Raw genomic sequence first — 24,159 nt, forward strand, 5'->3', positions numbered from 1 at the left:
GCGCTGGGCCAAGGATGGCCCATCGCGGCGGCCCACGCTCCAAAGCCGGAGTGAGGGCACACCGAGCCTAGGCGAGGTGCCGAGTGGTGGGGCGAAGACCTTTTGGTTACTTTTGGGGCGTTTGCCAAAAGTGACCCGCTGTAAGAGCGGAACCCTAAACGGCCGTGACCGCAGCAACGGATATGTACACTCACTTAGGCACCGCCCGAATCACCGCCCGAGGCCCCTGCTGCCCAGGAATCGCCTTCTCCACCGAAGGCAACTGCGGCGCCTGCACATCCGGCATCGCCCAACTATGCTCCGGCTGCAACCCCCCCTGCGCCCGGCGCATAAACTCATACCGGTTCAACGTAATACTGCGCCCCGCCCCACTGTCCCGAATAATGTAAGGCCGCAAAAACACCATCAGGTTGGTCTTGTTCACACTGCGTTTCTCATTGCGAAACAACGCCCCCAACCCCGGAATATCCGACAACCACGGCACCGCGTCGTTACTCTGGCTATACCCATCCTGCAGCAACCCGCCGAGCACCATGATCTGCCCGTCATCCAACAAAATGCTGGTATCGATCGCACGCTTATTGGTCACCGTACCCGCCGTCCCCGAAGCCCGCTCATCCACGGTGCTGACTTCCTGGTAAATATCCAGCTTCACCGTGCCGCCCTCGGAAATCTGCGGCCGTACATTCAACTTGAGCCCCACCTCTTCACGCTGCACGGTTTGGAACGGGTTGTTGCTGGTGCCCCCACCCCCGGTCACATAACTGCCGGTGACAAACGGAATGGTCTGGCCCACAAAAATGCTCGCGGCTTCGTTATCCAGGGTCAGCAGGTTCGGCGTGGACAGCACATTGGTGCCGCCCTTGCTCTTCAATGCGCGGGCCAACACCTTGAGGTCGAGCACCTTGCCAATGCCGGGAATATCCACGGTGCCGTTGACCAACCCGATATTCAGGCCTTTGGGCAGCACATCAATACTGGTCGGGCTGGTGGGCGTGCCAATCACGCCGCTGCCGCCGAGATTCACGCCACCAAAAGCGCCCTTGCCCGCCAGGTTACCGGCCTGCCATTGCACGCCAAACTCAGTGGCGTCGTCCTCGTTCACTTCCACGATCAGGCTTTCGATCACCACCTGGGCGCGGCGCTGGTCGAGCATGTCGATCACTTCGCGCAGGTTGCGGTACAGCGGGTCCGGCGCGGAGATCAGCAAGGTGTTGGTGGTGGCGTCCGCCTGGATGGTCACGCCGCCGGCGCTGAACGCGCTGTCTGCATCGCCGGAGATGCCGCCATTAGCGGTGCTGCTGGTCGAACCGGCCGTTTGGCCGTAGCCCGACTGCACACCACTGCCAGTGGGTGTGCCGCTGCTGTTTTGCGCGTTACTCGCACCTTCGGTGTTCTTGCCATTGCCGCCCATGGCGCTGAGCTTGCCACGGGCATCGTCACTGACGCCGGAGTCGCTTTCACCGGTGAGCAACCCGCGCAGCGACTGCGCCAGCTTGCCCGCCTGGGCGTTGCGCAGGTACACCACGTGCATGTTGCTGGGGTTACTTTGTGCATTGTCGAGTTTGTAGATCAGGTTGCGCGCCAGCTCGGTACGCTCCGGGCTGCCGGAGCGGATGATGATCGAGTTGGAGCGCGGGTCGCCGATCACGTTGATCTTCTGGGTCTGGTCGGCGCCCTGGGTTTCCAGCAGCTCGGCGACCATGGCGGCGATGTCCACGGCAATGCCGTTCTGTACCTTCACCACGTCGGTGTCGATGGCGCTGGGGGTGTCGATGCCGTTGATGATCTGCGCGACACGCGCGAGGTTTTCCGCGTAGTCGGTGATGACGATGCTGTTGTTGCCGGGGTAGGCATTGATCGGGTTGTTCGGCGACACGATGGGGCGCAGCACAGGGATCAGGTTCACCGCGTTTTCATATTGCAGACGGAAGGTGCGGGTTTGCATGCCGCTGCTGCCGGCCGTGTAGATCGGCCCGCCGAGTAACTTGGCATCGGCCTCGGGCACCACTTGGGCGACGCCGCCCACATCGACCACGCTGAAGCCCTGCATGCGCAGCGCCGCCAATAGCATGTCGTAGGCCTGATGCGCCGGCACCTGGCCTTCGCTGACCAGGGTGAGGTTGCCCTTTACACGTGGGTCGACCAGGAACTGCTGGCCGGTCGCACGGGACAGCGCGCGCACTACCGCCTGGATATCGGCGTCGACAAAGTTCAGCTGCACCGGCTGGTCGCCCAGTGGGTTGCGGGCCTTGACCACCGCCGGGGCGTGGCTGCGAGCGCTGTTGGTAACCCGATGCTGGACGGGCGGTTGGGATGCGGGTTCACGTTGGCGATCCAACACCGTCTCACCGCTGCGGCGGGTGTCGGCCAAGGGTTGGCCAAGTTCACTGTCCACCAGCAATGGCGTGGTTGACTGACTGCTGCACGCACTCAGGGCCAGCACCAGCAGCGGCGCGACCATGCGAAAAGGGGGGACTGACCACTTCATGAAGCTTCCTTAGCGCCAAGCGCCTGATCCATGCGAACGGTCCCGGACACAGTGCCGGCCGAGTTATCGACGGTGTCGAGGGTGCGCTGCAAACGCGCCTCGGACACCTCCAGAGAAAACGCGCGGGCATTGCCCAGCAGCCACCCCACCACCGCATCGGCCGGGGCGTTGTCGAAGGTCAGGCGCCAGCCGCCGGGTTCCAGCGCCTGCAACTGGTAATGACCTTGCAGGCCGGCGCCATCGAGGGCTTGGCGCAACGCGGTTTCATCGCCCTGGCGAGGCGCAGCGACGTCCTGCAACAACACCTGCAAAGCGGCGGCCTGGGCACGTAACTTGGGGGTTTCGGCCTGCCAGTAGTCGATCTTCTTCAACGCGGGCTGCACCAGTACCAGCCAGGTCAGCAGGCTCGCCAGGACCAGGCCGGCGCCGCCGAGCATGCGTTTTTCGCGCAGGGCCAGGCCGCGCCAGAACACCTGGGCCTGGCTGCGCAGTCGCTGTACTTTATTCATCGCTGGCCCCTGGCTTTTCCGCTGCCGGCGCCGGGCCAATGGTCCAGGCATGGTCATCGCGGGTGGCCGTAAAGCCGGCCTGGGCCAACGCCGCCTGCCATTCACCCTCAGCCGTCGGGTTACGACTGTCGGCGAGTAATTCCACGTGCAAGCGGCCTTGTTCAAAGGTCAGGTTGTCGACGCTGCCGACCATGAACGGCAGGCTGCTGCCCGCCAGTTGCAGGAGGCTGGTGAAGCGTTGCCCTGGGTCTGCGGCCGCGCCGGTCTGTCGCGCAGCCAATTGCTGACGGGCCTGTTGCAAGGGGTTGAGCACCACCGGCAATTCGGGAAACGCCTGGCGCACCTGCTGGCTCATCAAGGCCTTGAGTCGCTGACCTTCATCCACTTGGCGCGCGGCGTACAGGTTGAGCCCAACGGTCCAGATGGCCGTCGCCAGCGCCACACACGCCAGCGCCCTGCCCCATCCGGCAGTCGAGGGTTGGCGCAGGCGACCGTGCAACCCCCATGTGGGCACTGGCCCACTCCAACGTTGCAGCGCATCCACCCGCTGCACGCCCAGCGCCTGCAAGCCCAACGGGTGCACCGCGCCTTGTTGCAGGCTGTCACGCGTCAACAGATAACCTTCGTCCAGCGCCGCAGTGCCCACCGGCAAGGCATAGGGCGCCGGGTACACGCCGCGCAGCTTGAGTGGCACCTGCGCCAGCCGCTCCAGAGCAGCCTTGGGCACCCAAGCCACCTGCACGCGCCCATCGCTTTCACGCGGGCCGTGGGCCACCTGCATCTGTTCCACCGGGCCCAGGATCAACGCCTGCGCGACGCAGGCTACGGCGGCCGCCGTTTTCGCGGCCGGCAACGGTGGCAGCTCCAGGCTGGTGAGCAAGCTGTCGCGCGGGTGCAGGAAACACTCCACGGCCTGGCGGGCCTTGCCCAACTGCGCCAGGCTTGCGTAGCCCTCTTCAATGACCACGCCACGGTCCAGCCAGGCAAATTTTACCTGGCTCTCAAGGGTCAGCTGATCCAGCGGCGGCAAGCCAATGCGCAAGCGTTTCATACACCCACCCGCGACCAGATAACCCGTGGCTCGCGGTCTTCGGGGCGATGCAACAACGCATCAATCGTCACGCGCCGCTGTTCACGGCGAGCCTGGCCCTGCAAGCGGAACCACTCACTGGTAATGCCCACCTGCACCGAATCCACCTCGATGTGGGGCAAGCGCAAGCGGTTGACGAAATCCCCGCGGTTGATAAACCAGTGCCCACCGTCACGCTCGGCCACCAGCCCATGGGCCTGGGACACGCTGAGCTGTGGCACCACCGCGCTGAGCACTTCGGCGCTGGCGGTATTGCCGTTGACCCAGGTAGGGCCCGGCAACACGCTGATGTACGCCTGCATGCGCTGCAACACGATAGGGTCAAGGCCTTCGATCCCGCTCAAGTCATCGAGGCTGCGCAGCATCGGGTATTTGGCGGGGGGTTCATAAGAGGCGATCACCCGCTGGCTGATGCGCCGACTCACCGCCGGGTCGACACCGATCAGGCGACACAGCCGCTCGAAGCTCTGCAACTGCTCGGTGTCCACCTGCTGGCGATTGACCAGGTTGCGCAGGTTGAACTTGCCCTGCTCGTCCACGATCCGCCCCTCAAACACGCCACCTTGGGCACGGGCCCAGGGTTGATCGAGGCGGGTGAGCACGTCTTTTTGGCGGGCGTCCCAGAGCATCTGCCGGCTGCGCTCAAGGCCACCCTGCAACAACCACTGGCCCTGGATGCGCAACTGCTCGGCTTCCAGGCTGCGGGTGAACACGGTCTGGCGCGTGAGCATGGCGCCGGCCAGTACCGCCACCACCGCGGCGATCAGCAACGCGCTGATAATCGCCATGCCGCGCTGCTTCGCCGCTGCGGGCGAATACCGTTTCATGGCGCGCCTTACAACTGCCAGGAGCCGATATCGGCATTCACGCCGTCGCCATCCGGCTGGCCGTCGGCGCCGAGGGAGAACACGTCCACCTCGCCATTGGCGCCCGGGTTGAGGTAGTGATAAGGGTGGCCCCAAGGGTCGTTGGGCAGGCGTTCCAGGTAGGCGCGCCAGTTGTTGTTCTTCGCATCCGCCGGGCGTTCCACCAGTACTTTCAAACCCTGGTTCATGCTCGGATAAGTGCCGTGGTCCAGGCGATAGAGTTTCAACGCCTGCATCAACCCGCCGATGTCCTGCTTCGCTGCGGTGGCCCGTGCCTGGTCCGGCCGATCGAGGACCTTGGGCACCACCATCGCGGCCAGGATCCCGAGGATGACCACCACCACCATGATCTCGATCAACGTGAAGCCACGCTGCCCGCGAGGGCCTGGCAATGGGGACGTTAGGCGCGCGATATCCATCTCGACATTCCTTGGCTTGAGTGCAATTCGTGGCGCAGTGTTGCAAGAACACATGTCAGTCGTATTGAAAATCCTCGGGAGTTTCGGTCGCCAATCGGTCAACTGCCGGCGCTAGTCTGCGGGCCTGTTTCCCGGCTTTGAGAGCGCCATGTACGGCCGACGCAAGGAGCAAGGTTTTACCCTGATCGAGGTGCTGGTGGCGCTGGCGATCATCGCCGTGGCCATGGCCGCCGCCGTGCGCGTGGCCGGGCTGATGGCCCAGAGCAACGGCCTGTTACGCGACAAGTCGATCGCGTTGCTGGCGGCGCAGAGTCGCCTGGCGGAGTTGCGCCTGGAGGGGCACCTGCGCAGCGGCAAGAAAACCTTCGAGTGCGACCAGGGCCGCTTGAAACTGCGGTGCGAGCAAACCATCAACGCCGATGGGCGCCTGTTTCAGGTCAACCTGCAGGTGCTCGACGCCAGCCGCGAAGCGCCGCCCCTGGCCCGCCTGGACACCCAGGTCATGGCCGAGTGAGCATGGGCAACGCAGGCCCCTGCGGCAGCTTGTCGAGGTTGACGCGCAGTTTCTCGCCACCGCGTTCTATCTCCACACCATCGCCTTCGATGGCCGTCAGCCGCACGCCGGGGCTGAGGCGCTCACCCAGCAGAAAACTGCGCGGCGGGCCGTCATTCAGACTGAGGATCGCCACCGCACCACGGGCGCCCGCCAGCACGCCGGTAACCTTTACCTGCAGCGCCGTCGGCGCATTGGAAAACCATTGCAGCGCCGGGTTATCGCTGCGCGCCGCCAATGCCTGGGGCGTGGCTTGGGGCGTATGGGATTCGGCGCTGGTGAGCAGCAGCGGCGTCCAGACCGCCAGGCCAGCCAGTGCGGCCAACACACCCAGCGCCTGCACGCCATGGGCCAGGGTGAAACGATGGGCAAATGTCATGGGGTGGACCTCCTGTTTGTCCGTCGCACCAGCCTACAGGTCAATTCGCACGCTTTTATTTCACACACTCCCCAGTTTTCCAGGAAGCGCGCGATGAAACAGCAAGGCTTCACCCTGATCGAACTGATGGTCGTGCTGGTGATCATCGGCATCGCCAGCGCCGCCATCAGCCTCACGATCAAACCCGACCCACTGCACCTGCTGCGCAAGGACGCCGAGCGCCTGAGCCAACTGCTGCAAGTCGCCCAGGCCGACGCCCACGCCGACGGCCGCCCCATCACCTGGCGGGCCGATGCCAAGGGCTTTCGCTTCAATCGTCAAAGGGATGATGGGACAGGTATCGAGACGTTTAAAAACGACGACCAACTGCGCCCACGGCTATGGGAAAGCACGCCAATGCAAATCAACATCGAACCCCGGCAAACCCTGGTGCTGAATGCCGAATGGATCAACCCACCGCTGCGGGTGGTGCTGTCCGATGGGCAACACAGCCTCAGCCTGCAACGCGACGCCGCCGGCTTGATGCGCGTGGTGAACCAGCCATGAACAACGCCCAGCAAGGCTTCACCCTGATCGAAGTGATGGTGGCGATCATGCTGATGGCGTTGGTCAGCGTGATCGCCTGGCGCGGCCTCGACAGCGTGACCCGCGCTGATCAGCATTTGCAGGCGAGCACCGAGCAAACAGAGGTGCTGCTGAGAGCGTTGAATCAGATGCAGCGGGATATCAGCTTGCGGGCCAGTGTTGAACTCGCCGTCCCCAGCGCGCCGGAAGATGGGGCGGCTAAAACAGAGGGGCTGGCTGCGGTGACGGTGCGCAGTTCCGACAGCAAGGGCTTTCGCCTGGACGTGATCCGCAGCGCCCCGGTGGCAGGTGACGGGCTGCAACGGGTTCGCTGGTGGCTCAAAGGCGACTCGTTGTATCGGGCAGCGGCGCCCGCGCGGGACCGCTATCCGCTGCCGGCAGCGAAGGATGGCGGTGGTGGTGTTGACCGGCGTGAGCGATTTGCAGGTGCGGGTGTGGGAGGCGGATAAGGGATGGCGGCAGTTGAGTGGTAATCGCCGCGAGGACCCGCTGGGGCTGGAAATCAGCCTGGTGCGGCAGACGCCGCTAGGCGTGGAAAAATATCGCCAGGTGGTGGGGCCGTTGAGGTCGTTGAACTAACTCAACAACACCACTCCACCCGGCAATTCCGTACATTTGGCCCCATACGCATCGCGAATCAACAACGCCACCCCTGCCAACTGCTGCAAGCTGAACCGCGCCTGCACCCGGCGTTGGCCGAGTTCTCTGTTCAGCAACACCAGCATCCCCGGTCGATAGCGGTTGATCTCATCCACCACCGTCGCCAGCGTGGCGTTGTTGAACACCAGGACCTGTTCACGCCAGGCAACCACCGCCTGGGTGTCTACCGTGGTCACTTCGCTGACCCCGACGTTGCCATAGGTCAGTTGCCGGCCACCGTCCAGGCGCACGCTGCGCCCGGCGATGTCCACCATGAGCGAGCCCTCGATACAGGTCACGCACACGTTGTGGTCGGTGTTGCGCACATTGAAGCGGGCCTGCGCCGCACTGACCCAGCCTTCGCCGGCCTGGACCTTGAGCGGCTGCGCAATGTGGGCGAGCACCTCGACTTCACCCTCAAGCAATTCAATGCCCTGCCCCACTCGGCTGATGCGCGTCTGGGTATTGAGTTCCAGGCTTATTCCTTCGCTCAACATCACCTGGCGCTGCTCGCCGACTTCGGTGCGGTAGTCCGCCGTGAGTCCGGCGAAGCCGCCCGGTACGCCGGCACGGACCATCACCACGGCCGCCGAGGCAGCAATCGCACCGCCCAGGAAGGCACGACGCCCAAAGCTGCGCGGTTGCGACACCTGTTCAAGGGCCGGGACCACGTCGCGCCATAATGCCTTGGCCTGTTCGAACGCCTGGGCATGTTCCGCGCTCTGCGCGCACCAGGCCTGCAGGGCCTTGGCGTCGGCCACGGTGGCGCGGCCCGAGGTCAGCAGGAGCAGCCAGTCGCGGGCTTCATCGTGCAGGGGGCTGGCGGCGGATTGCCGGGCGGTGGAGAGGCTAAAAATATTCAAGCGCGCACGTACTCACGGATTTATCAGGGACTCGACACTAAGACGGTTTTCCGGCCCCGGGACCGAACCGCTGAATCACTTTTCTTTCCAGGCGCTTGGCACAGTGGCCCAGGGCTGCCTTGATTTCCTTCTCGACCATGCGCGTGGAGATGCCGAAACGCTGGGAAATTTCCAGGTGCGGGGCTTCTTCCAGTCGCGCTGCGATGAGGATCTTGCGGCGGCGTGCCGGCAGTTCGTAGAGGGCCTTGACCAAGGATTGGATTTCTTTCTGGCCACCCACCACCCGCGACGGGTCCTGGGCTTCGTCGGCGCTTTGCAACAGTTCCTCCACTTCGCTGCCGGTGAGCAGACGCGCGTCGGCCTGGCGGCGGTCGGCGGCGATGTTCAAGGCCATGCGGTACAGGTAGGCGTTGGGTTGTTGCAGGTTCGGCGGCACGTCCATGCGGTCGACCCGCAGGTAGGTTTCGTGCAGCACGTCGTTGGCCAGGTCCTCCGAGCCCAGGCGCTTGCGCAAACGCACCTTGAAGTCTTCGTAGGAGGCCAGGAACAAGCTGACCATCGGACTGTGCCCGGTATTTTTCATCCGCCCCAGGTTCCTTTCGCTACTGTGCATTCCATGCGCGTTCCTGTTGTGTCGGGCATCAAAAGTAAAGTCACCGGTTGGCGCAGTGAGCTCGGCGCCGGGCGTTCGACCCGGGCCGCACTCAGGCTGCGCACCAGTGCTTCATCGCGTTGTTCATCGCCGGTGGAACTGACCAGCCGACTGTGTTCAATCACCCCGTCCGGGTTGACCCATACCTGCACCAGCGCGCGAAAACTACCGGGCCGGGTCAGCGGCGAACGGCACAGGCTGGTTTCGATGGCGTGTTGCAACGCCGTCGCGTAGCTGTTGTTGATCCGCGCGACGCTGCGTGCAGCCGCACCCTGGGTGGGCGGCGGCTGGCTGACCTGCGGTGTCTGCAAGGTAAACGCATCGTTGCGTGCATAACGTGCCATCAGGCCACTCCCTGTCAGCAACATCGCCAGTGCCTCTTGCGCCGTAAAGCGCCCGCGCACCCCAATCGAGCGCCGGCCCCGCGTCAACTCGCGGTCCACCAGCACCGCCATCCCGGTGGCGCGGCTGTAGGCTTGCAGTGCGTGCTCCAGGTCCTGCGCCGGCAGGTCCAACGACAGCAGGGGTGACGCTGCCAGTGCCGTACGACCACCGACCACCAGCAACAGCAAGACCAGGGCGCACATGACGCGCCTCCAGACTCCCTGTTCACCCCCTGCTCTGCATCGCTGCACGACCGACGCGCCCTAGAAAACCGTCATCCTGAGGCCAGTTTATGAACCTGATGTTACGGTGATAGCAAAAAAAACATCACAGTGACGTAAGGCCTGCTGCACTAGACTTGCTAGCCATAACGGCCCACCTCCCGGGCCTGCCAGGAGGCCCTGAATGAACGTGTTACCGTCCCTTGTCAGCCTGTTGCTGTGCGTCGCCCTGCCCTTGAGTGCCCATGCCGACAATTGCGCAGAGGTCACGGTGGATGGGTATAAGGCGCCCGACTACGGTTGTTTGAGCCAGCAGATGGGCAATGACACGAATGCGGCACAGGCGGCGAAGAAGAACCAGGAGGCACAGAACATTTCCGTCGAAAAGCGGCAGCCCAATAAAGTGGGTCTAGCCACTCCGGCGGCGACCAGTGTGCGTATGGGCAACACGTTTGGTACGTCGGTGAAGCCGCAGCGGCCTTGAGCCGTTAGAAATTGTCTGAGTACACATGTGACAAATGTGGGAGCGGGCTTGCTCGCGAATGTGGTGGATCAGTCAAATCATCAGTGACTGACACTCTGCATTCGCGAGCAAGTCGAAGCGTTGAACCGCCGCTCCCACAGTTTGGACTTGCCGCGTATCTCAAGCCGCGTGGCTTTCCTTTTTCAAGCTGTCCATATCAATCACAAACCGGTACTTCACATCGCCCTTGAGCATCCGCTCATACGCCTCGTTGATGCCTTGGATATCGATCATTTCCACGTCCGAGACAATCCCGTGCTTGGCGCAGAAGTCCAGCATGTCCTGGGTCTCCTGGATACCACCGATCAACGAACCGGCCAGGCTGCGGCGCTTGAAGATCAGGTTGAACACGGTGGGCGACGGGTGCGGGCTGTCGGGTGCACCGACCAGGGTCATGGTGCCGTCGCGCTTGAGCAGGTTGAGGAAGGCGTCTAGGTCGTGCGGTGCGGCGACGGTGTTGAGGATGAAATCCAGGCTGTTGGCGACCTTGGCCATTTCGTCCGGGTTTTTCGATACCACCACTTGGTCTGCGCCCAGGCGCAGGCCGTCTTCGCGTTTGTTGGGTGAGGTGGTGAACAGCGTGACGTGCGCGCCCATGGCGTGGGCGATCTTCACCGCCATATGGCCCAGGCCACCGAGACCGACTATACCGACCTTCTTGCCGGGGCCAACCTTCCAGTGGTGCAGCGGCGAATAGGTGGTGATGCCCGCGCACAGCAGCGGCGCGACGGCGGCCAGGTTGGAAGCGTCGTGGGAGATGCGCAGCACGAACTTCTCCTTGACCACGATGCTGTCGGAGTAGCCGCCAAAGGTGTTTTCGCCGCCGAATACCGGGCCGTTGTAGGTGCCGGTAAAGCCGCTCTCGCAGTACTGCTCCTCGCCCTCGGCACAGGACGCACAGTGCTGGCAGCTGTCGACCATGCAGCCGACACCCGCCAAATCACCGACGTTGAACTGGCTGACATTGGCGCCTACTGCCGTGACGCGGCCGACGATTTCATGGCCGGGTACGGAGGGGTACAGGGTGTTATTCCATTCGTTGCGCGCGGTGTGCAGGTCGGAGTGGCAGACCCCGCAATAGAGAATGTCGATCTGTACATCATCCGCCCCCGGCGAGCGGCGCTCGAAGGTAAAGGGCTTGAGGGAATCCTTGGCGTTCTGGGCGGCGTAGCTGTAAGTCTTGGCCATTTCGTTCACCTGTGTGATCGGATGCTGGAAGTCAGATGACCCGCATAGACGCTGAATCGTTCAACCGAGCACGTCCATACAATCCGCGTTACTGCGCGGCCCCTAAGCTCCTGACTTTCTCAAGACGCTGGAGAGTGGGCATGTGTAAAAAAGTGAGGACGGTATCGCTGGCTGTCACGTTGCTGGCCGGGGCCATGATGGGCAGTGCCTTTGCGGCAACACCCGCGGTAGCGGTGGCCCCGCAATATGACACCAGCCACGTCTATGTGGCGCCGGCCGATGTCGACCGTTTTGCCCAGAGTTTCCTGGCCACCTTCGGCGGCAAAAGCACGGCCCAGGTGGTGGTGAACGTGCTGCCGGTGCCGAGCAGCACCACCTCGCAATTGCTGCAGACCCCGGCGGGCACGGTGTCGTTGTTTGGTTTCACTACGCCGATCCCGCACCCGTTCGGCCAGGAGCGCAACGGTTACCTGGTCAAGGACATGGACGTAGCGCTCAAGGCCGCCCGGGAAAACGGTGCGGCGGTGATCGTCAGTGACTTCCCCGACCCGATCGGGCGTGACGCCGTGGTGCAGTGGCCAGGCGGCGTGAATATGCAGCTCTATTGGCACACCAAGACCCCGGATTACGCCGCGTTCCAGACCGTGCCGGAAAACCGCGTGTACCTCAGCGCCGACCGTGCCGACAGCTTTATCAAGTCGTTCCTGGGCTTCTCCCACGGCAAAGTCCTGGCCGATGACAGGCACGCACCGGGCGTGGATATCGGTCAAGCCAGCGGCACTTATCGCCGCGTCGACATCGAGTCGCCGTTCGGCCGCATGGCGGTGCTGGTCACCAACGGCCAACTGCCCTACCCGTTCGGCCACGAAACCACCGGCTATCAAGTGGCTGACCTGACGACCACTTTGGGCAAGGCCACCGGCTCCGGCGCCAAGGTAGTGGTGCCTGCCTTTGACAGCAAAGGCCGTCGCAGCGCTTTGGTCGAGTTCCCGGGCGGCTATGTCGCGGAGATTCACCAACTCAACGCGGCAAAATGAAGCGTCGCACAGGCTGGGGCCTGGCCGTGCTGTGGCCGCTGCTCGCCGGCGGCGTCCACGCCGACGAGCAAGCGACACGCCCGACCATCAAGGCCAACCGCTGGCAGGAAGACTGGTCGGTACTGCAAAACCCGGCGCTGCGCACGCAGCCGTTGGACAATTTGAAGTACATCCCATTGTCAGCTGCCAACCCGTTCACCTACTTGTCCCTGGGCGCCACGTTGCGCGAGCGCTTCGAGATGAACGATGCCAGTGGTTTTGGCGTGCGCGATGTGAAGCGTGATCGCTACCTGATCCAACGCTTCCAGGTGCATGCCGACCTGCACCTGAACGAAAACTGGCGGGTGTTCACCCAGCTTGAAGACGTGCGCGCGTATGACAAGACGACGATCGGCGGCGCCGACCAGAACCGCGTCGACCTGCGCCTGGCCTTTGCCGAATACGTCAATGCCTTCAGCAGCGGCACGCTGAAAGCACGTGTCGGGCGCCAGGATTTCGCTTTCGACTTGCAGCGCTTCATCTCATCGCGGGATGGCCCGAACGTGCGGCAATCCTTCGATGCGCTGTGGGCGGACTGGGAGACGTCGAACTGGCGCTTTATCGGAATTGCCAGCCAGCCGGTGCAGTATCAGGACGGGCGCCACTTCGACGACAAATCCAATAGTGACGCACGCTTCCACATGGTGCGGGTCGAGCGGCTGGTGGGCGGTAAAAACGAACTGTCGGCCTACTACGGCGTGTATGAACGCAGCGCGGCGCACTACCTTGACGCGGACGGCGACGAAACCCGCCACCTGTTCGACGCCCGCCTGGGCGGCGCGGCCATGGGCTTTGACTGGGACATCGAAGCGATGCTGCAAAGTGGCTCGGTGGGCAACAAGGATATCCGCGCCTGGGCCGGTGGCAGTCGCACGGGCTACACCTTTGACAGCCTGGCCTGGAAGCCGCGCCTCGGCCTGCAATTGGACATTGCCTCGGGCGACCGCAAGACCGGGGATGGCACTGTCGGCACATTCAACCCGCTGTTTCCCAACGGCTACTACTTTTCCCTCGCAGGCTACACGGGCTACAGCAACCTGATCCACTTCAAGCCGTCGATCACCGTCAAGCCGATCGACAAGCTCAGCGTGCAAACCGCCATCGGCCTGCTCTGGCGGCAAACCACCAGCGATGCGGTGTACACCCAGCCCAACCTGCCGGTGGCCGGCACCGCTGGCAGCGGTGATCGCTGGACCGGCGCCTACGCACAACTGCGCACTGACTATGTGTTCAACGCCAACCTCACCGGCGCCGTCGAAGCCGTGCACTACGACGTCGGCCAGACCCTGCGCGATGCGGGCGGTGATGACAGCAATTACCTGGGGGTCGAGCTCAAGTTCAGTTGGTAACACCAAGCAAGCACACCCGTACAAGCCCTCGAAACGCTTAAGGGCAATAGTGATCCTGAGTTTTCCAGCCTATTCACCAAGGAGTTTTCCATGAGCACATTCGTTGCCAAAGACGGTACCCAGATCTACTTCAAGGATTGGGGCAGCGGTAAGCCCGTGCTGTTCAGCCACGGCTGGCCGCTGGATGCCGACATGTGGGAATACCAGATGGAATACCTGAGCAGCCGTGGTTTTCGCACCATCGCGTTTGACCGCCGTGGCTTCGGGCGCTCGGACCAGCCGTGGACGGGTAACGACTACAACACCTTCGCCGACGATATCGCGCAGTTGATCGAACACCTGGACCTCAAGGACGTGACCCTGGTGGGCTTCTCCATGGGCGGCGGCGACGTGGCGCGCTACATCGCCCGCCACGGCAGCGCCCGCGTCGCCGGCCTGGTACTGCTGGGTGCGGTGACGCCGCTGTTCGGCCAGAAACCGGATTACCCGCAGGGCGTGCCGACTGAAGTGTTCGATGGCATCAAGGCCGGGCTGTTGAAGGATCGCGCGCAATTCATCAGCGATTTCAACACGCCGTTCTTTGGTATCAACAAGGGCCAGACAGTCTCCGAAGGCGTGCTGACGCAGACCCTGCAGGTGGCAATGCTGGCGTCACTGAAATCGACCGTGGATTGCGTCACCGCCTTCTCCGAAACCGACTTCCGCCCGGACATGGCCAAGATTGACGTGCCGACCCTGGTCATCCACGGTGACGGCGACCAGATCGTACCGTTCGAAACCACCGGCAAAGCCGCCGCGGCTTCGATCAAAGGCGCCGAGCTGAAGGTCTACAAGGACGCACCACACGGTTTCGCCGTGACCCATGCCCAGGCCTTGAATGAAGACCTGCTGGCGTTCCTGAACCGCTGAAACACCTGAACCACCCTCTCCTTATTTCGGCCGGGCTTGCCCGGCCTTTTTTTGCTCAGGAGAAACGTTGGCTCACGACCAGACGCCCCGGCCCGGCGACCAACACGCTGCTGAAAATGATCAACAGCAGCCAGCCGAATTGCCCTTCCAGCAACGTCCACTCCGGGTGCACCACCAGCATGGCGATCAACAGCACCGCCAGGATCGGCAGGCACGCCAGGCGCACCAGCACCCCGGCAATGATCAGCAGCGGGCACAGCACCTCGGCAAATATCGCCAGCAGCAGCGTGATGTGAGCGCCCAAGTGAAACGGGTCCTCGATCAGCTTCAGCTGTTCGCTGTAGTTCAACAGTTTCGGCAAACCGTGCACCCACAGCAGGAACAGCGCCCCGCTGCCCCGTAGAAACAACAACCCCAGGTCCTGTTGTTTTGATTCGTTCATACGTGCTCTCTGTTGGTCGAGACAAACGTCGATTGTGTCAACGGCGCCATCCGCCTGCTTGCAAGCCTGTGCTGACCTCACTCCCCCGTACCGGCAAATGCTGCGACGATTTCATCAATCACCACCCGCACTCGCGCGGTGTGGCGCAGATCGGCGTGGGTCACCAGCCACACGTCGTACGGCAACGGCCGCGTGCGCTCGGGCCACAGGCGCACCAGCCCGTCCAGTTCGCCGGTGTACACCGGAATTTCGCCGATGCCGATGCCCGCAGCAATGGAGCGGCGCACCAGCAGGCTTGAACTCAGGGCGGCGACAATGCGCCCGCGCCCCAGCGGTTCGGAAACCAGGGTCAGGTCTTTCTGGGTTTGCAGGTAGGGCTGATAGACGACCAAGTCATGGTTTTCGAACAGGCTGCCCGGCTCGGGCACGCCGTGGCGGTCGATATAGGCCTGCGAGGCAAACAGCCCCACCGGCCAACGAGCAATGCGCCGGGCGATCAGATCCGGATTGTCGGGGCGGGTGTTGCGCACGGCGATATCGGCTTCGCGCTTGGCCAGGCTGAGGATCTGGGTGGAGGCGTCCAGCTGCACGCGCACGTCGGGGTGTTTGTCGTGCAGGCAGGCGATGGCCGGAATCAGGAAGTCGATGGCCAGGGAGTCCGTGGTGCTGACCCGCACAGTGCCGGTCAGGCGGTCGTCCAGGCCTTGGATCTGGCGTTCCAGGTCGAGGGCCGAACGCTCCATTTTCTCCACTGAACGCAAGGCGGCCTCGCCCACGGCCGTCAGCGCATAGCCCTCGGACGTGCGCAGGAACAAGGTGGCGCTCAGGGACTTTTCCAGGGCGTTGACTCGTCGACCCACCGTGGCCTGATCCACGCCCAACACCCGTGCGGCGCCGCGCAGCGTTGATTCGCGGCAGACCGCCAGAAAGACCCGTGCATCATCCCAATTCATGCCTGCCCCTTTTGATGCATATATGCATCGCTGCGCCGTGTATTCGCAGCATTATTGCATCAACAAACCTGGCTATGCTGGGCGCCAGAGAAAAATACCCAGGACCGCCATCATGCTCGACACTCACGCCCCACCCCGCAGCTCAGTCTGGCTCCCCATCTTCGCCGGCCTCTGCGCCAGCCTGGTCAGCATCGGCTTGGCGCGGTTTGCCTATACGCCTTTGATTCCAAGCCTGATCCAGGCCCAATGGTTTTCCGCCAATGACGTGGTCTACCTCGGCGCCGCCAACCTGGTGGGTTACCTGATTGGCGCGCTGATCGGCCGCCCCCTCGCCCAGCGCACCTCCAACAAGACCGCCCTGCGCATCATGATGGTGGCGGTGACCCTGGCGTTTTTCGCCTGTGGCTTTGCGCTGTCGGTGGTGTGGTTTTTCGCCTGGCGCTTGTTGTCGGGGATTGCCGGTGGCGCAATCATGGTGCTGGTAGCGGCAACCGTATTGCCCCATGTACCGGCGGCACGCCGTGGCTTGGCCAGCGGTGCGATCTTCCTGGGGATCGGCCTGGGCATTGCCGGCTCCGGCACTATCGTGCCGCCGCTGCTGAGCCTGGGTTTGCAGCAGACCTGGTTTGGCCTGGGCTTGCTGGCATTGGTATTGACGGCGGCCAGCTGGTTCGCCTGGCCCAGCGGCACGCTGCATGAAGCACCGGCACCCTCGGACACCTCAGCACGGACGCCCTCCGGCGTGTACCTGTTGTTCGCTCAATACGCTTTTATGGCGGCGGGTTTGGTGCCGGCGATGGTGTTCCTGGTGGATTACGTGGCCCGTGGCCTGGGTGACGGCGCGCATATCGGCGCGATGATCTGGGTCATGTACGGCCTGGGCGCGATTGTGGGGCCGGTGACTTACGGGTTCCTCGCCGATAAACTCGGTGCCCGCTTGAGTATTCGCGTGGTGCTGGTGGTGCAGGCGATTGCGGTCGGCCTATTGCCGTTTGCCGGCTCGTTTACCGCCCTGGCGGCGCTCGCGGTGATCCTCGGCTCTTTCCCGCCGGGCATCGTGCCGCTGGCACTGGCGCGGGTGCATGAGTTGCTGCCCAACCATCACCAGCAACAAGTGGCATGGAGCCGCGCCACGGTGTCCTTCGCGACGTTCCAGGCGCTGTCCGGTTTTGCCTATTCGGCACTGTTCAACAGCAGTGGCGGGCAGCATGCGCTGTTGTTCATGATCGCCGCCGGGGCCATTGTGGTCGCATTGGCACTGGAACTGGGCATGATCCTGCTGAACCGTCGACCGCTCGGTACGGTCCCAACCCATACGCTCATCGCTGCAGGTAATCTGAAATGACGCTTCCTCAAGAAATGACCCTGATCGAAATCACTACCCCTGGCGGACCTGAAGTGCTGCAACCGCGCCAGGCCGACCTGCCTGTCGCAGGCCCCGGCGAAATCCTAATCCGCGTGCACGCCGCCGGGGTCAACCGCCCCGACGCCCTGCAACGCGCCGGCAAATACCCGATGAAACCCGGCTTCAGCCCGATCCCTGGGTTGGAAGTGGCCGGTGAAGTGGTGGCGCTGGGTGAAGGCGTGAGCGAATACCAAGTGGGCGACAAGGTCTGCGCCTTGACCAATGGCGGCGGTTACGCACAGTTTTGCAGCGTGCCGGCCAGCCAGGCCCTGCCGATCCCTGAGGGCATGGACTGGATTCAAGCCGCCGCCGTGCCGGAAACGTTCTTCACCGTGTGGGCCAACCTGTTCGGCCTTGGCGATGCACACACCGGTCAGCGCGTGTTGATTCACGGCGGTACCAGCGGCATCGGCACCACCGCCTTGATGCTGTGCCGCGAGTTTGGCATCCAGGCGTTTGCCACCGCTGGCAGCGCCGACAAATGTGCCGCAATTGCCAAGCTGGGCGCTGAACCTATCAATTATCGCGAGCAGGATTTTGCCGAAGTCATTGCGCAGCAGACCGACAACCAGGGCGTCGATGTGATCCTCGACATCATGGGAGCCTCCTACCTCAACAACAACCTCAAGGCCTTGGCCATGGACGGTCACTTGGTGATGCTGGGCTTCCTCGGCGGCGCCAAGGCCAATGATGTCGATCTGCTGAGCATTCTCGGCAAACGCGCGGTGATTACCGGCTCACTCCTGCGAGCACGCAGCAAAGACGAAAAAGCCGCCATTGCCGAACAACTGCGCGAATACATTTGGCCGGTACTGGCCGCCGGGCGGTGCTTGCCGATCATCGACAAGGTGTACGCCTACACCGACGCCGCCCAGGCGCATGCGCGGATGGAGGGTGGGGACCATATTGGGAAGATTGTGTTGCGGGTGGAGTGACGCTGATCCAGGCCTTGTGAAGATCCAGTGTGGGAGCTGGCTTGCCTGCGATGCAGACACCTCGGTCATTCAGTTGAACCGAGGTGACGCTATCGCAGGCAAGCCAGCGCCCACATGGATCAGCGTCGCAGGGCTATTTGGCGTACACCGGGTAATCGATGTACCCCGCTTCCGTCCCGCCATACAACCCCTCGGCCTTCAACGGGTTCAACGGCCATCCGTTGAAAATCCGCTGCGGCAGGTCCGGGTTGGCAATGAATGGCCGCCCGAACGCAATCAAGTCCGCCAACCCCGCTTGTACCAGACCAGCGCCGCGTTCAGCGGTATAGCGACCGGCGTAGATGATGCGGCCACTGAAGGTTTCGCGCACCGCGCGGCGGAACGATTCCGGCAAGACTGGGGCGTTGTCCCAGTCGGCTTCAGCGATGGACACATAGGCGATGCCTGACTCTTCCAACACCTTGATCGCTTCGATATAGGTGCGATGCGGGTCTTCTTCTACCAGGCCGATGTACACGCGATCCTGATCAGTGCCACTGAACAAGGGCGAGAATCGCACACCCAGGCGCTCCGGCCCGACCACGGCGCTCACGGCCTCAACGATTTCACGCAGAAAGCGCAGGCGATTGTGCAGTGACCCGCCGTACTCATCGTCACGCTGATTGGCGTGGGCCGAGATGAACTGGTTGACCAAGTACCCATTCGCCGAATGGATTTCCACCCCGTCAAACCCGGCATCCAGTGCATTGCGTGCGGCCTGGGCGTAGTGCCCGACCAACTCTTCGATCTCAAGAGCGCTCAATGCACGCGGTACCGGCGGCTGCTTGAGCTCGCCCACGCCAGGACCGGTTTCGATAAAGGCCTTGGCCTGCTGCGCCTGGATCGCCGACGGCGCGACGGGTGCGGCGCCGTCTGGCTGCAACGCGTTATGCGAGACCCGGCCAACGTGCCACAACTGGGCAAAGATCACCCCGCCTTCGGCGTGCACCGCGTCGGTGACTTTGCGCCAGCCGTCGATCTGCGCCGGGGTGTAAATGCCCGGCGTCCACGCATAACCCTGGCCACGCGGCTCGATCTGCGTACCTTCGCTGACCATGAAACCAGCCGTGGCACGCTGGCGGTAATACTCGGCCATCAGGTCGGTCGCGATATCGCCAGGCTGAGCGCTGCGCTGGCGTGTCAACGGCGGCAGGACGATACGGTTGTTTAACGTGTGGTGACCCAGTTTTACCGGCGTACTCAGAACATTGTCAGTCATGTAAAGTTTTCCAAATTGCGGACGTGCTAAAGCATTGGCGACTTATAAAAGTCGCCAATGAATACAGCGTTTTTTTAGATTAAGCGGTGAGTGTCAGCAGGGCGTTGGCCACATCGCTGGAACTGCCAGGGTTTTGCCCAGTGACCAACAGGCCATCTGTGATGACAAAGGATTGCCAATCGGCGCCCTTCTCGTAATGGCCGCCGAGTTTCTTGAACTCATCTTCAATCAGGAACGGCACCACGTCGGTCAACTCCACCGCCGCTTCTTCCGAGTTGGAGAACCCGGTGACGCGACGGCCCTTGATCAACGGGTCGCCATTGACCGCCTTGACGTGACGCAGCGCGCCCGGTGCGTGGCAGACAAAACCGATCGGTTTTCCAGCGCGTTCGAAGGACTCGATCAGGGCAATCGAGACCGGTGACTCCGCCAGGTCCCACAGCGGCCCGTGGCCGCCTGGGTAGAACACGGTGTCGAAGTCGTCAGCGTTCACGGTGTCCAGTTTCAGCGTGGTGGCCAGCGCCTGCTGCGCAGCCGGGTCGGCGGCAAAGCGGTGGGTCTGTTCGGTCTGGAAGTCCGGCTGGTCGCTCACCGGGTCCAGCGGCGGTGGACCGCCCGCCGGGGAGGCCAGCACCACCTCGGCGCCGGCGTCCTTGAACGCGTAATACGGTGCGGCAAATTCTTCGAGCCAGAAGCCGGTCTTGCGCCCGGTATCGCCAAGCTGGTCGTGAGAGGTCAGTACCATTAATACTTTCATTTTCCAGTGCCTCGATAGGTGTGAGCGTCAGTGTGTCCAGGGCTGCCCAACAGGTGTTGGGTCAGCCACAGCGCCTCGTCGAACGGCGCGCAAGTACGTGTGATCTTGCTCATGACGCTGGTCCCCAGCCACAACGCATACAAGCGCTGGGCCAGGCTTTCAGGGTGTTGCGCAACCTTCAGCGAGCCGTCTTCGATGCCGCGTTGCAAGGCAATTGCGAGCAACGCGATAGTGCGTGCGGTGCCGCGCTGCAGGGCCAGGCGCATCGGCTCTGAAAGGTCTGACACCTCTGCACCCAGTTTGACGGCAAGGCATTTGCCCGCGTCGGTGCAACTGGTCTGGTTGTCGATCCAGCGGTGCCAATAGCGCATCAACTTGGCGTGCTGGGATAAGTCCGGCTGATTGAACAGCTGTTCCATACCGCTCAAGTAGTTGTCAAAATAGGTGTCGAGCAATACCACCCCGAACGCATCTTTAGAGTTGAAGTAGTGATAGAACGAGCCTTTAGGCACATCGGCGGCTTGAAGTATTTCGTTCAACCCCACGGCAGAAAATCCCTTGGCGCCCACAATTGGCTGCGCACTTTCCAGAATCGTCTGCCTTGCACTTTTAGTTTCGCGGCTCATTTTTCATCCCGTCCGATTAGACCAGTCGTCTAGTTCGTTGAGTGAATGTTAGGGGCCGGGTAAAACGCGCACAATGTCAGATCCGCAAGGATTCCGGACATGCGGCAAAGTCGGTTGCCGTTTTTCCGGCAGCCACCGACAATCCCCCTCCCACGCTTCTGGAGACATGCGATGCACAGCGTTGCGCTGATGGTTTACCCGAACTTCCAATCCCTGAGCCTCAGCCTGGGCTCGGTGTTCGAGTGTGCAAACCTGCTGCGCGGCGAGCCGGCCTATGAGTTTCACCTGGTGTCGGAAAGTGGCGGCGCGGTGATGACCTCCCAGGGATTCTCGGTGAACACCATGCCGATACGGCCGCAGGGCTACGACACGCTGATCGTCAGCGGCTACCTGGAGTTTCGCCTGCCGGAAGCGAACCTGCTGGAACTGGTCAAGGCCGCCTCGGCCCAATCGCGACGCGTCGCCTCGTTGTGCATGGGCATCTTCGTGCTGGCAGAAGCCGGCTTGCTGGAGGGCAAGCGCACCACCACCCATTGGATTCACGCGCCGGCCTTTCGCAAGCGCTACCCGGATATCCACCTGGAAGAGGACAAGTTGTTCGTCGTCGACGGCCAGGTATGGACCGGCGCTGGCATGAGCGCCGGGGTGGACTTGGCGTTGGCAATGGTGGAGAACGACCTGGGCAGCGACCTCGCGCGGCGCATTGCACGCAAGCTGGTGATCGCCCAACGTCGGGGCAGTGAACAATCGCAGTTGTCGGCGCTGTTGGAACTGGACCCCAAGTCAGACCGCGTACAACTGGCCCTGGCCTATGCCCGTGAGAACCTGACCCATGACCTCTCGGTGGAAGCCCTGGCCGATGTTGCCCGGCTGAGCCCACGCCAGTTCAGCCGGGTGTTTCGCGAAGAAACCGGGCAAACGCCGGCCAAGGCCATCGAGTCCCTGCGGGTAGAGGCCGCACGGGCGATGATGGAAACCAGTCGTCATCCCGTGGAAGTGGTGGCCCGTGAGACCGGGTTTGGTGACCGCGAACGCATGCGCCAGGCGTTTCTCAGGGCGTTCGGGCAGCCGCCGCAGGCGATGCAGCAGGCGTTGTTCAGGAGCTAGAGCGTCTAGCGGCAGTGGTAAGGGCTTTCGCTGCTGAGTTCTTCCCCGGTGTTCAGGTCGCGGATGGTCACCGTGCCCTTGGGGTAGTTCAGGCAGAACGCGTTACGCACGGAGTAGATGCCGCTGCCACGGGTGGTGAAAACCATTTTGACCGGGGCGCCGTTGGCGTCCACTGCGGTGACCTTGTAATCGCCCGACATCGTCAGGCAACCGCCCAAGGCCAGCAGCACCGCAGCGCCAACGAGGTGTTTGAACAGAGAAGACGTGTTCATTTCGCATCCTTGTGAAATTCAGGGCCCCAGCGGCCGACAAGCCTCTGAGGCGCCCCCCTGCGTTAAGTTCAACCTCGCGCTTAGTGCAACACCGCGCGTGTCACCAGGTAACTCACCAACTGCGGATCATCCGCCAACTCAATCGCCTGTACCGGGCGCGGCAGGTTGTCCAGCACCGTGCGCCAGAACGCCTGGGACACTTCATCCTGGTCGTAAAAGCGCACCAGCCAATCCGCCTCGCCGCTGCACAGCACCTGGCTGGCGATGGCGCGGCCGATGCCTTTGCGCCGATAGCGCTTGAGGATGAACAGGTCAGCCAGTTCCAGAGCGTCGATACCCGGCAGTTCGCTGCCTTCGATCAGCAGGAAGCCGGCTATGTAGCCATCGACCAGCAGCAGGTTGGCGCTCCATTGCGGGTCTTGCCAATAGCGGGCCAGGTGTTCGTCGTGAATGTAGAAACGGCCGTCCGCCTCGACATCTTCCTGTTCCCAGTCCGAGGACTCATAGGCGTAATACTGGTAGAGATTGCGGATCAGCTCGGCTTCTTCAGGGCCGGTCTGGATCAATTCGACGGTGGTTTCAGGCATGGGACCCTCAGTGAAAAAACGCAGGGCGCCATTGTTCACAAAACCTGAGCACAGTCCAATAGTGTGGCCAACCTTTCTACTTGCTGAACCGAATGCAAAAAGCTCTTACCCCTTCCGAAACCTTGAAACATTTCGAATAAACTCCGCGAAATTGCCGCTCTTTTTCAAGGACACGTATTTTGACAAACGTCTGTACCGCCGGCCTGGATGTAGGTTTTGCCTCCCTGGACTACCTGCAGATCTTCATCCTGGGCGTGATCCAGGGCATTACTGAACTGCTGCCGGTGTCGTCCACCGCCCATATGCGCGTAGTACCCGCCCTGCTCGGCTGGCAAGACCCCGGCTCGGCGTTTTCCGCAGCCATGCAGTTGGCGGCACTGGCCGCGGTGGTCAGTTATTTCTGGCGCGATGTACGCCAAGTGACCACCGGCAGCATCAGCGCGGTGCGCCGGGGTGACTACAACGACCGGTGGTTCAAGCTGGCGGTGGCAATAGTGCTGGCGACCCTTCCTATCGGCATCGCCGGCCTGGCGCTGTCTTCGACCTTGAATGCCTGCAACTCGCCGTTGCGTGGGCTGATGGTGATCGGGATTTCCTGTGTGGTCATGGCGATTCTGATGGCGGTGGCGGAAGTCCGTGCACGCCACACCCGGGAGGTGAGTGAAATGCGCCTGCGGGATGCGTTGATCGTGGGAGTGGCGCAGATTGGCGCGTTGATTCCAGGGGTGTCGCGCTCCGGCTCCACGCTGACGGCGGCACTGTTTCTCAACTTCAAACGTGAGGAAGCGGCGCGCTTTTCTTTCCTGTTGGGCCTGCCCGCCATCGCCCTCGCCGGTTTGAAAGAACTGTGGGTGCTGCTGCACGCCGATATGCCGGCCCATGCCTGGCCGCATTTGATCTTTGGTTTGGTGGTGGCGAGCGTCTCGGCGTTTTTTGCGATCTGGGGCCTGATGAAGTTTTTGGAGCGATTCTCCACCTGGCCGTTCGTGATTTATCGCGCGCTGCTGGGGGTGTTCCTGATTGTGGCGGTGAGTACCGGGTTGTTGAGTTGAACTGACGCTATCTTAAAACCAACACAAATCTAATCTGGGAGCTGCTTTGTCTTGAACACCGGGTCCAAG

At 62.5% G+C, this 24,159-nt stretch carries 27 protein-coding genes and 1 pseudogene; 11 read left to right on the forward strand and 17 right to left on the reverse strand.

All coding sequences use genetic code 11. The annotated features are described in order from the left end of the window. Window positions 1–190 precede the first annotated feature (190 nt). From gspD to gspG, 5 genes are read right to left on the reverse strand one after another with little or no spacing between them, the layout of a single operon-like run. Window positions 191–2,491 (reverse strand): type II secretion system secretin GspD, encoded by a 2,301-nt coding sequence (gene gspD / locus AB4O35_RS23215; protein ID WP_065946286.1) that lies wholly within the window; start codon window positions 2,489–2,491, stop codon window positions 191–193. Next, window positions 2,488–3,000, reverse strand: coding sequence for a type II secretion system protein GspM (gene gspM / locus AB4O35_RS23220; protein WP_049708802.1), 513 nt, complete (start codon window positions 2,998–3,000; stop codon window positions 2,488–2,490). The genes gspD and gspM overlap by 4 nt, the downstream gene beginning before the upstream one ends. Beyond that, window positions 2,993–4,051, reverse strand: coding sequence for a type II secretion system protein GspL (gspL, locus tag AB4O35_RS23225; protein ID WP_065946285.1), 1,059 nt, complete (start codon window positions 4,049–4,051; stop codon window positions 2,993–2,995). Before gspL ends, gspM begins: the two co-directional genes overlap by 8 nt. Next, window positions 4,048–4,917 carry a type II secretion system minor pseudopilin GspK gene (gspK, locus tag AB4O35_RS23230; RefSeq protein ID WP_175403058.1) on the reverse strand — a complete coding sequence of 290 codons (870 nt, stop codon included), beginning with the start codon at window positions 4,915–4,917 and terminating at the stop codon, window positions 4,048–4,050. Before gspK ends, gspL begins: the two co-directional genes overlap by 4 nt. Before the next feature lie 8 nt (window positions 4,918–4,925). Then, window positions 4,926–5,375 (reverse strand): type II secretion system major pseudopilin GspG, encoded by a 450-nt coding sequence (gene gspG, locus AB4O35_RS23235; RefSeq protein ID WP_049708805.1) that lies wholly within the window; start codon window positions 5,373–5,375, stop codon window positions 4,926–4,928. Between the two features lie 148 nt (window positions 5,376–5,523). Between gspG and gspI the strand changes: the two genes are divergently transcribed. Beyond that, the gene (gene gspI, locus AB4O35_RS23240; protein ID WP_049708806.1) at window positions 5,524–5,889 is read left to right on the forward strand and encodes a type II secretion system minor pseudopilin GspI; all 366 of its coding nucleotides are present in this window, start codon (window positions 5,524–5,526) and stop codon (window positions 5,887–5,889) included. Here the strand turns inward: gspI and AB4O35_RS23245 are convergent. Continuing rightward, a complete protein-coding gene (locus AB4O35_RS23245; RefSeq protein WP_065889397.1) occupies window positions 5,876–6,307 on the reverse strand; it encodes a type II secretion system protein N in 432 nt (143 codons plus the stop codon). The two genes, gspI and AB4O35_RS23245, sit on opposite strands and share 14 nt — an antisense overlap. A gap of 93 nt (window positions 6,308–6,400) precedes the next feature. Between AB4O35_RS23245 and gspH the strand changes: the two genes are divergently transcribed. Further along, window positions 6,401–6,853: a type II secretion system minor pseudopilin GspH gene (gene gspH / locus AB4O35_RS23250; protein ID WP_460149311.1), complete on the forward strand. Its 453-nt coding sequence runs from the start codon at window positions 6,401–6,403 to the stop codon at window positions 6,851–6,853. Continuing rightward, window positions 6,850–7,471: pseudogene (locus AB4O35_RS23255) on the forward strand (type II secretion system protein GspJ). Before gspH ends, AB4O35_RS23255 begins: the two are co-directional and overlap by 4 nt. On the opposite strand, the gene AB4O35_RS23260 reads toward AB4O35_RS23255, so the two are convergent. Genes AB4O35_RS23260 through AB4O35_RS23270 form a run of 3 tightly spaced genes read right to left on the reverse strand, consistent with a single transcriptional unit; the run spans window position 7,468 to window position 9,633 of the window. Continuing rightward, window positions 7,468–8,394: a FecR family protein gene (locus tag AB4O35_RS23260; protein ID WP_065881396.1), complete on the reverse strand. Its 927-nt coding sequence runs from the start codon at window positions 8,392–8,394 to the stop codon at window positions 7,468–7,470. The pseudogene AB4O35_RS23255 and the gene AB4O35_RS23260 overlap by 4 nt on opposite strands. Before the next feature lie 37 nt (window positions 8,395–8,431). Further along, window positions 8,432–8,977, reverse strand: a complete 546-nt coding sequence (locus AB4O35_RS23265) for an RNA polymerase sigma factor (protein WP_065876202.1) — start codon at window positions 8,975–8,977, stop codon at window positions 8,432–8,434. After that, entirely contained in the window at window positions 8,974–9,633 is a 660-nt protein-coding gene (locus AB4O35_RS23270) for a TonB family protein (RefSeq protein WP_175403057.1), read from the reverse strand. The genes AB4O35_RS23265 and AB4O35_RS23270 overlap by 4 nt, the downstream gene beginning before the upstream one ends. Before the next feature lie 202 nt (window positions 9,634–9,835). Between AB4O35_RS23270 and AB4O35_RS23275 the strand changes: the two genes are divergently transcribed. After that, window positions 9,836–10,135, forward strand: coding sequence for a hypothetical protein (locus AB4O35_RS23275; protein WP_065881398.1), 300 nt, complete (start codon window positions 9,836–9,838; stop codon window positions 10,133–10,135). Between the two features lie 159 nt (window positions 10,136–10,294). Here the strand turns inward: AB4O35_RS23275 and AB4O35_RS23280 are convergent, their stop codons facing one another. Continuing rightward, window positions 10,295–11,362 carry an NAD(P)-dependent alcohol dehydrogenase gene (locus tag AB4O35_RS23280; protein WP_065946284.1) on the reverse strand — a complete coding sequence of 356 codons (1,068 nt, stop codon included), beginning with the start codon at window positions 11,360–11,362 and terminating at the stop codon, window positions 10,295–10,297. Window positions 11,363–11,502: 140 nt separating this feature from the next. Here AB4O35_RS23280 and AB4O35_RS23285 point away from each other — a divergent pair, with 140 nt between their 5' ends. The 3 genes from AB4O35_RS23285 (at window position 11,503) to AB4O35_RS23295 (ending at window position 14,696) form a co-directional block, all read left to right on the forward strand. After that, on the forward strand, window positions 11,503–12,399 hold the full coding sequence (locus AB4O35_RS23285) for a glyoxalase (protein WP_065946283.1): 897 nt from the start codon (window positions 11,503–11,505) through the stop codon (window positions 12,397–12,399). Next, complete coding sequence (locus AB4O35_RS23290; RefSeq protein ID WP_065876206.1) at window positions 12,396–13,787, forward strand: alginate export family protein; 1,392 nt, start codon at window positions 12,396–12,398, stop codon at window positions 13,785–13,787. Before AB4O35_RS23285 ends, AB4O35_RS23290 begins: the two co-directional genes overlap by 4 nt. 90 nt (window positions 13,788–13,877) lie before the next feature. Continuing rightward, window positions 13,878–14,696, forward strand: a complete 819-nt coding sequence (locus tag AB4O35_RS23295) for an alpha/beta fold hydrolase (protein ID WP_049708817.1) — start codon at window positions 13,878–13,880, stop codon at window positions 14,694–14,696. Window positions 14,697–14,751: 55 nt separating this feature from the next. Here the strand turns inward: AB4O35_RS23295 and AB4O35_RS23300 are convergent, their stop codons facing one another. Together AB4O35_RS23300 and AB4O35_RS23305 are read right to left on the reverse strand one after the other, a co-directional pair. Further along, complete coding sequence (locus tag AB4O35_RS23300; RefSeq protein WP_065946282.1) at window positions 14,752–15,138, reverse strand: DoxX family protein; 387 nt, start codon at window positions 15,136–15,138, stop codon at window positions 14,752–14,754. Between the two features lie 77 nt (window positions 15,139–15,215). Continuing rightward, entirely contained in the window at window positions 15,216–16,091 is an 876-nt protein-coding gene (locus tag AB4O35_RS23305; protein ID WP_065946281.1) for a LysR family transcriptional regulator, read from the reverse strand. A 112-nt stretch (window positions 16,092–16,203) separates the two neighbouring features. Here AB4O35_RS23305 and AB4O35_RS23310 point away from each other — a divergent pair, with 112 nt between their 5' ends. Both AB4O35_RS23310 and AB4O35_RS23315 read left to right on the forward strand, forming a co-directional pair. Then, window positions 16,204–17,436: a YbfB/YjiJ family MFS transporter gene (locus AB4O35_RS23310; RefSeq protein WP_065946280.1), complete on the forward strand. Its 1,233-nt coding sequence runs from the start codon at window positions 16,204–16,206 to the stop codon at window positions 17,434–17,436. Next, window positions 17,433–18,431: an NAD(P)H-quinone oxidoreductase gene (locus tag AB4O35_RS23315; protein WP_065881407.1), complete on the forward strand. Its 999-nt coding sequence runs from the start codon at window positions 17,433–17,435 to the stop codon at window positions 18,429–18,431. The genes AB4O35_RS23310 and AB4O35_RS23315 overlap by 4 nt, the downstream gene beginning before the upstream one ends. 133 nt (window positions 18,432–18,564) lie before the next feature. Here AB4O35_RS23315 and AB4O35_RS23320 read toward each other — a convergent pair whose 3' ends face one another. The 3 genes from AB4O35_RS23320 to AB4O35_RS23330 form a co-directional block, all read right to left on the reverse strand. Further along, window positions 18,565–19,689, reverse strand: a complete 1,125-nt coding sequence (locus AB4O35_RS23320) for an alkene reductase (RefSeq protein ID WP_065876211.1) — start codon at window positions 19,687–19,689, stop codon at window positions 18,565–18,567. Between the two features lie 79 nt (window positions 19,690–19,768). Continuing rightward, window positions 19,769–20,446, reverse strand: coding sequence for a type 1 glutamine amidotransferase domain-containing protein (locus AB4O35_RS23325; RefSeq protein ID WP_065881408.1), 678 nt, complete (start codon window positions 20,444–20,446; stop codon window positions 19,769–19,771). Further along, a complete protein-coding gene (locus AB4O35_RS23330) occupies window positions 20,443–21,072 on the reverse strand; it encodes a TetR/AcrR family transcriptional regulator (RefSeq protein ID WP_065881410.1) in 630 nt (209 codons plus the stop codon). Before AB4O35_RS23330 ends, AB4O35_RS23325 begins: the two co-directional genes overlap by 4 nt. Window positions 21,073–21,243: 171 nt before the next feature. On the opposite strand from AB4O35_RS23330, the gene AB4O35_RS23335 reads away from it, so the two are divergent. Beyond that, the gene (locus tag AB4O35_RS23335) at window positions 21,244–22,179 is read left to right on the forward strand and encodes a GlxA family transcriptional regulator (protein ID WP_065876214.1); all 936 of its coding nucleotides are present in this window, start codon (window positions 21,244–21,246) and stop codon (window positions 22,177–22,179) included. Window positions 22,180–22,184: 5 nt separating this feature from the next. Here AB4O35_RS23335 and AB4O35_RS23340 read toward each other — a convergent pair whose 3' ends face one another. Then, the gene (locus tag AB4O35_RS23340) at window positions 22,185–22,451 is read right to left on the reverse strand and encodes a hypothetical protein (protein WP_065881412.1); all 267 of its coding nucleotides are present in this window, start codon (window positions 22,449–22,451) and stop codon (window positions 22,185–22,187) included. 80 nt (window positions 22,452–22,531) lie between these two features. Further along, a complete protein-coding gene (locus AB4O35_RS23345) occupies window positions 22,532–23,038 on the reverse strand; it encodes a GNAT family N-acetyltransferase (protein WP_065881414.1) in 507 nt (168 codons plus the stop codon). Window positions 23,039–23,217: 179 nt separating this feature from the next. On the opposite strand from AB4O35_RS23345, the gene AB4O35_RS23350 reads away from it, so the two are divergent. Then, window positions 23,218–24,090 (forward strand): undecaprenyl-diphosphate phosphatase, encoded by an 873-nt coding sequence (locus AB4O35_RS23350; RefSeq protein ID WP_065881416.1) that lies wholly within the window; start codon window positions 23,218–23,220, stop codon window positions 24,088–24,090. Window positions 24,091–24,159 lie beyond the last annotated feature (69 nt).

This window comes from Pseudomonas sp. H1_A03, assembly GCF_054685145.1.

Bases quoted from the DNA above. Each gene is read 5' to 3' on its own strand.
- gspD (WP_065946286.1), bottom strand. From the start codon at position 2,491: ATGAAGTGGTCAGTCCCCCCTTTTCGCATGGTCGCGCCGCTGCTGGTG.
- gspM (WP_049708802.1), bottom strand. From the start codon at position 3,000: ATGAATAAAGTACAGCGACTGCGCAGCCAGGCCCAGGTGTTCTGGCGC.
- gspL (WP_065946285.1), bottom strand. From the start codon at position 4,051: ATGAAACGCTTGCGCATTGGCTTGCCGCCGCTGGATCAGCTGACCCTT.
- gspK (WP_175403058.1), bottom strand. From the start codon at position 4,917: ATGAAACGGTATTCGCCCGCAGCGGCGAAGCAGCGCGGCATGGCGATT.
- gspG (WP_049708805.1), bottom strand. From the start codon at position 5,375: ATGGATATCGCGCGCCTAACGTCCCCATTGCCAGGCCCTCGCGGGCAG.
- gspI (WP_049708806.1), top strand. From the start codon at position 5,524: ATGTACGGCCGACGCAAGGAGCAAGGTTTTACCCTGATCGAGGTGCTG.
- AB4O35_RS23245 (WP_065889397.1), bottom strand. From the start codon at position 6,307: ATGACATTTGCCCATCGTTTCACCCTGGCCCATGGCGTGCAGGCGCTG.
- gspH (WP_460149311.1), top strand. From the start codon at position 6,401: ATGAAACAGCAAGGCTTCACCCTGATCGAACTGATGGTCGTGCTGGTG.
- AB4O35_RS23265 (WP_065876202.1), bottom strand. From the start codon at position 8,977: ATGAAAAATACCGGGCACAGTCCGATGGTCAGCTTGTTCCTGGCCTCC.
- AB4O35_RS23270 (WP_175403057.1), bottom strand. From the start codon at position 9,633: ATGTGCGCCCTGGTCTTGCTGTTGCTGGTGGTCGGTGGTCGTACGGCA.
- AB4O35_RS23275 (WP_065881398.1), top strand. From the start codon at position 9,836: ATGAACGTGTTACCGTCCCTTGTCAGCCTGTTGCTGTGCGTCGCCCTG.
- AB4O35_RS23280 (WP_065946284.1), bottom strand. From the start codon at position 11,362: ATGGCCAAGACTTACAGCTACGCCGCCCAGAACGCCAAGGATTCCCTC.
- AB4O35_RS23285 (WP_065946283.1), top strand. From the start codon at position 11,503: ATGTGTAAAAAAGTGAGGACGGTATCGCTGGCTGTCACGTTGCTGGCC.
- AB4O35_RS23290 (WP_065876206.1), top strand. From the start codon at position 12,396: ATGAAGCGTCGCACAGGCTGGGGCCTGGCCGTGCTGTGGCCGCTGCTC.
- AB4O35_RS23295 (WP_049708817.1), top strand. From the start codon at position 13,878: ATGAGCACATTCGTTGCCAAAGACGGTACCCAGATCTACTTCAAGGAT.
- AB4O35_RS23300 (WP_065946282.1), bottom strand. From the start codon at position 15,138: ATGAACGAATCAAAACAACAGGACCTGGGGTTGTTGTTTCTACGGGGC.
- AB4O35_RS23305 (WP_065946281.1), bottom strand. From the start codon at position 16,091: ATGAATTGGGATGATGCACGGGTCTTTCTGGCGGTCTGCCGCGAATCA.
- AB4O35_RS23310 (WP_065946280.1), top strand. From the start codon at position 16,204: ATGCTCGACACTCACGCCCCACCCCGCAGCTCAGTCTGGCTCCCCATC.
- AB4O35_RS23315 (WP_065881407.1), top strand. From the start codon at position 17,433: ATGACGCTTCCTCAAGAAATGACCCTGATCGAAATCACTACCCCTGGC.
- AB4O35_RS23320 (WP_065876211.1), bottom strand. From the start codon at position 19,689: ATGACTGACAATGTTCTGAGTACGCCGGTAAAACTGGGTCACCACACG.
- AB4O35_RS23325 (WP_065881408.1), bottom strand. From the start codon at position 20,446: ATGAAAGTATTAATGGTACTGACCTCTCACGACCAGCTTGGCGATACC.
- AB4O35_RS23330 (WP_065881410.1), bottom strand. From the start codon at position 21,072: ATGAGCCGCGAAACTAAAAGTGCAAGGCAGACGATTCTGGAAAGTGCG.
- AB4O35_RS23335 (WP_065876214.1), top strand. From the start codon at position 21,244: ATGCACAGCGTTGCGCTGATGGTTTACCCGAACTTCCAATCCCTGAGC.
- AB4O35_RS23340 (WP_065881412.1), bottom strand. From the start codon at position 22,451: ATGAACACGTCTTCTCTGTTCAAACACCTCGTTGGCGCTGCGGTGCTG.
- AB4O35_RS23345 (WP_065881414.1), bottom strand. From the start codon at position 23,038: ATGCCTGAAACCACCGTCGAATTGATCCAGACCGGCCCTGAAGAAGCC.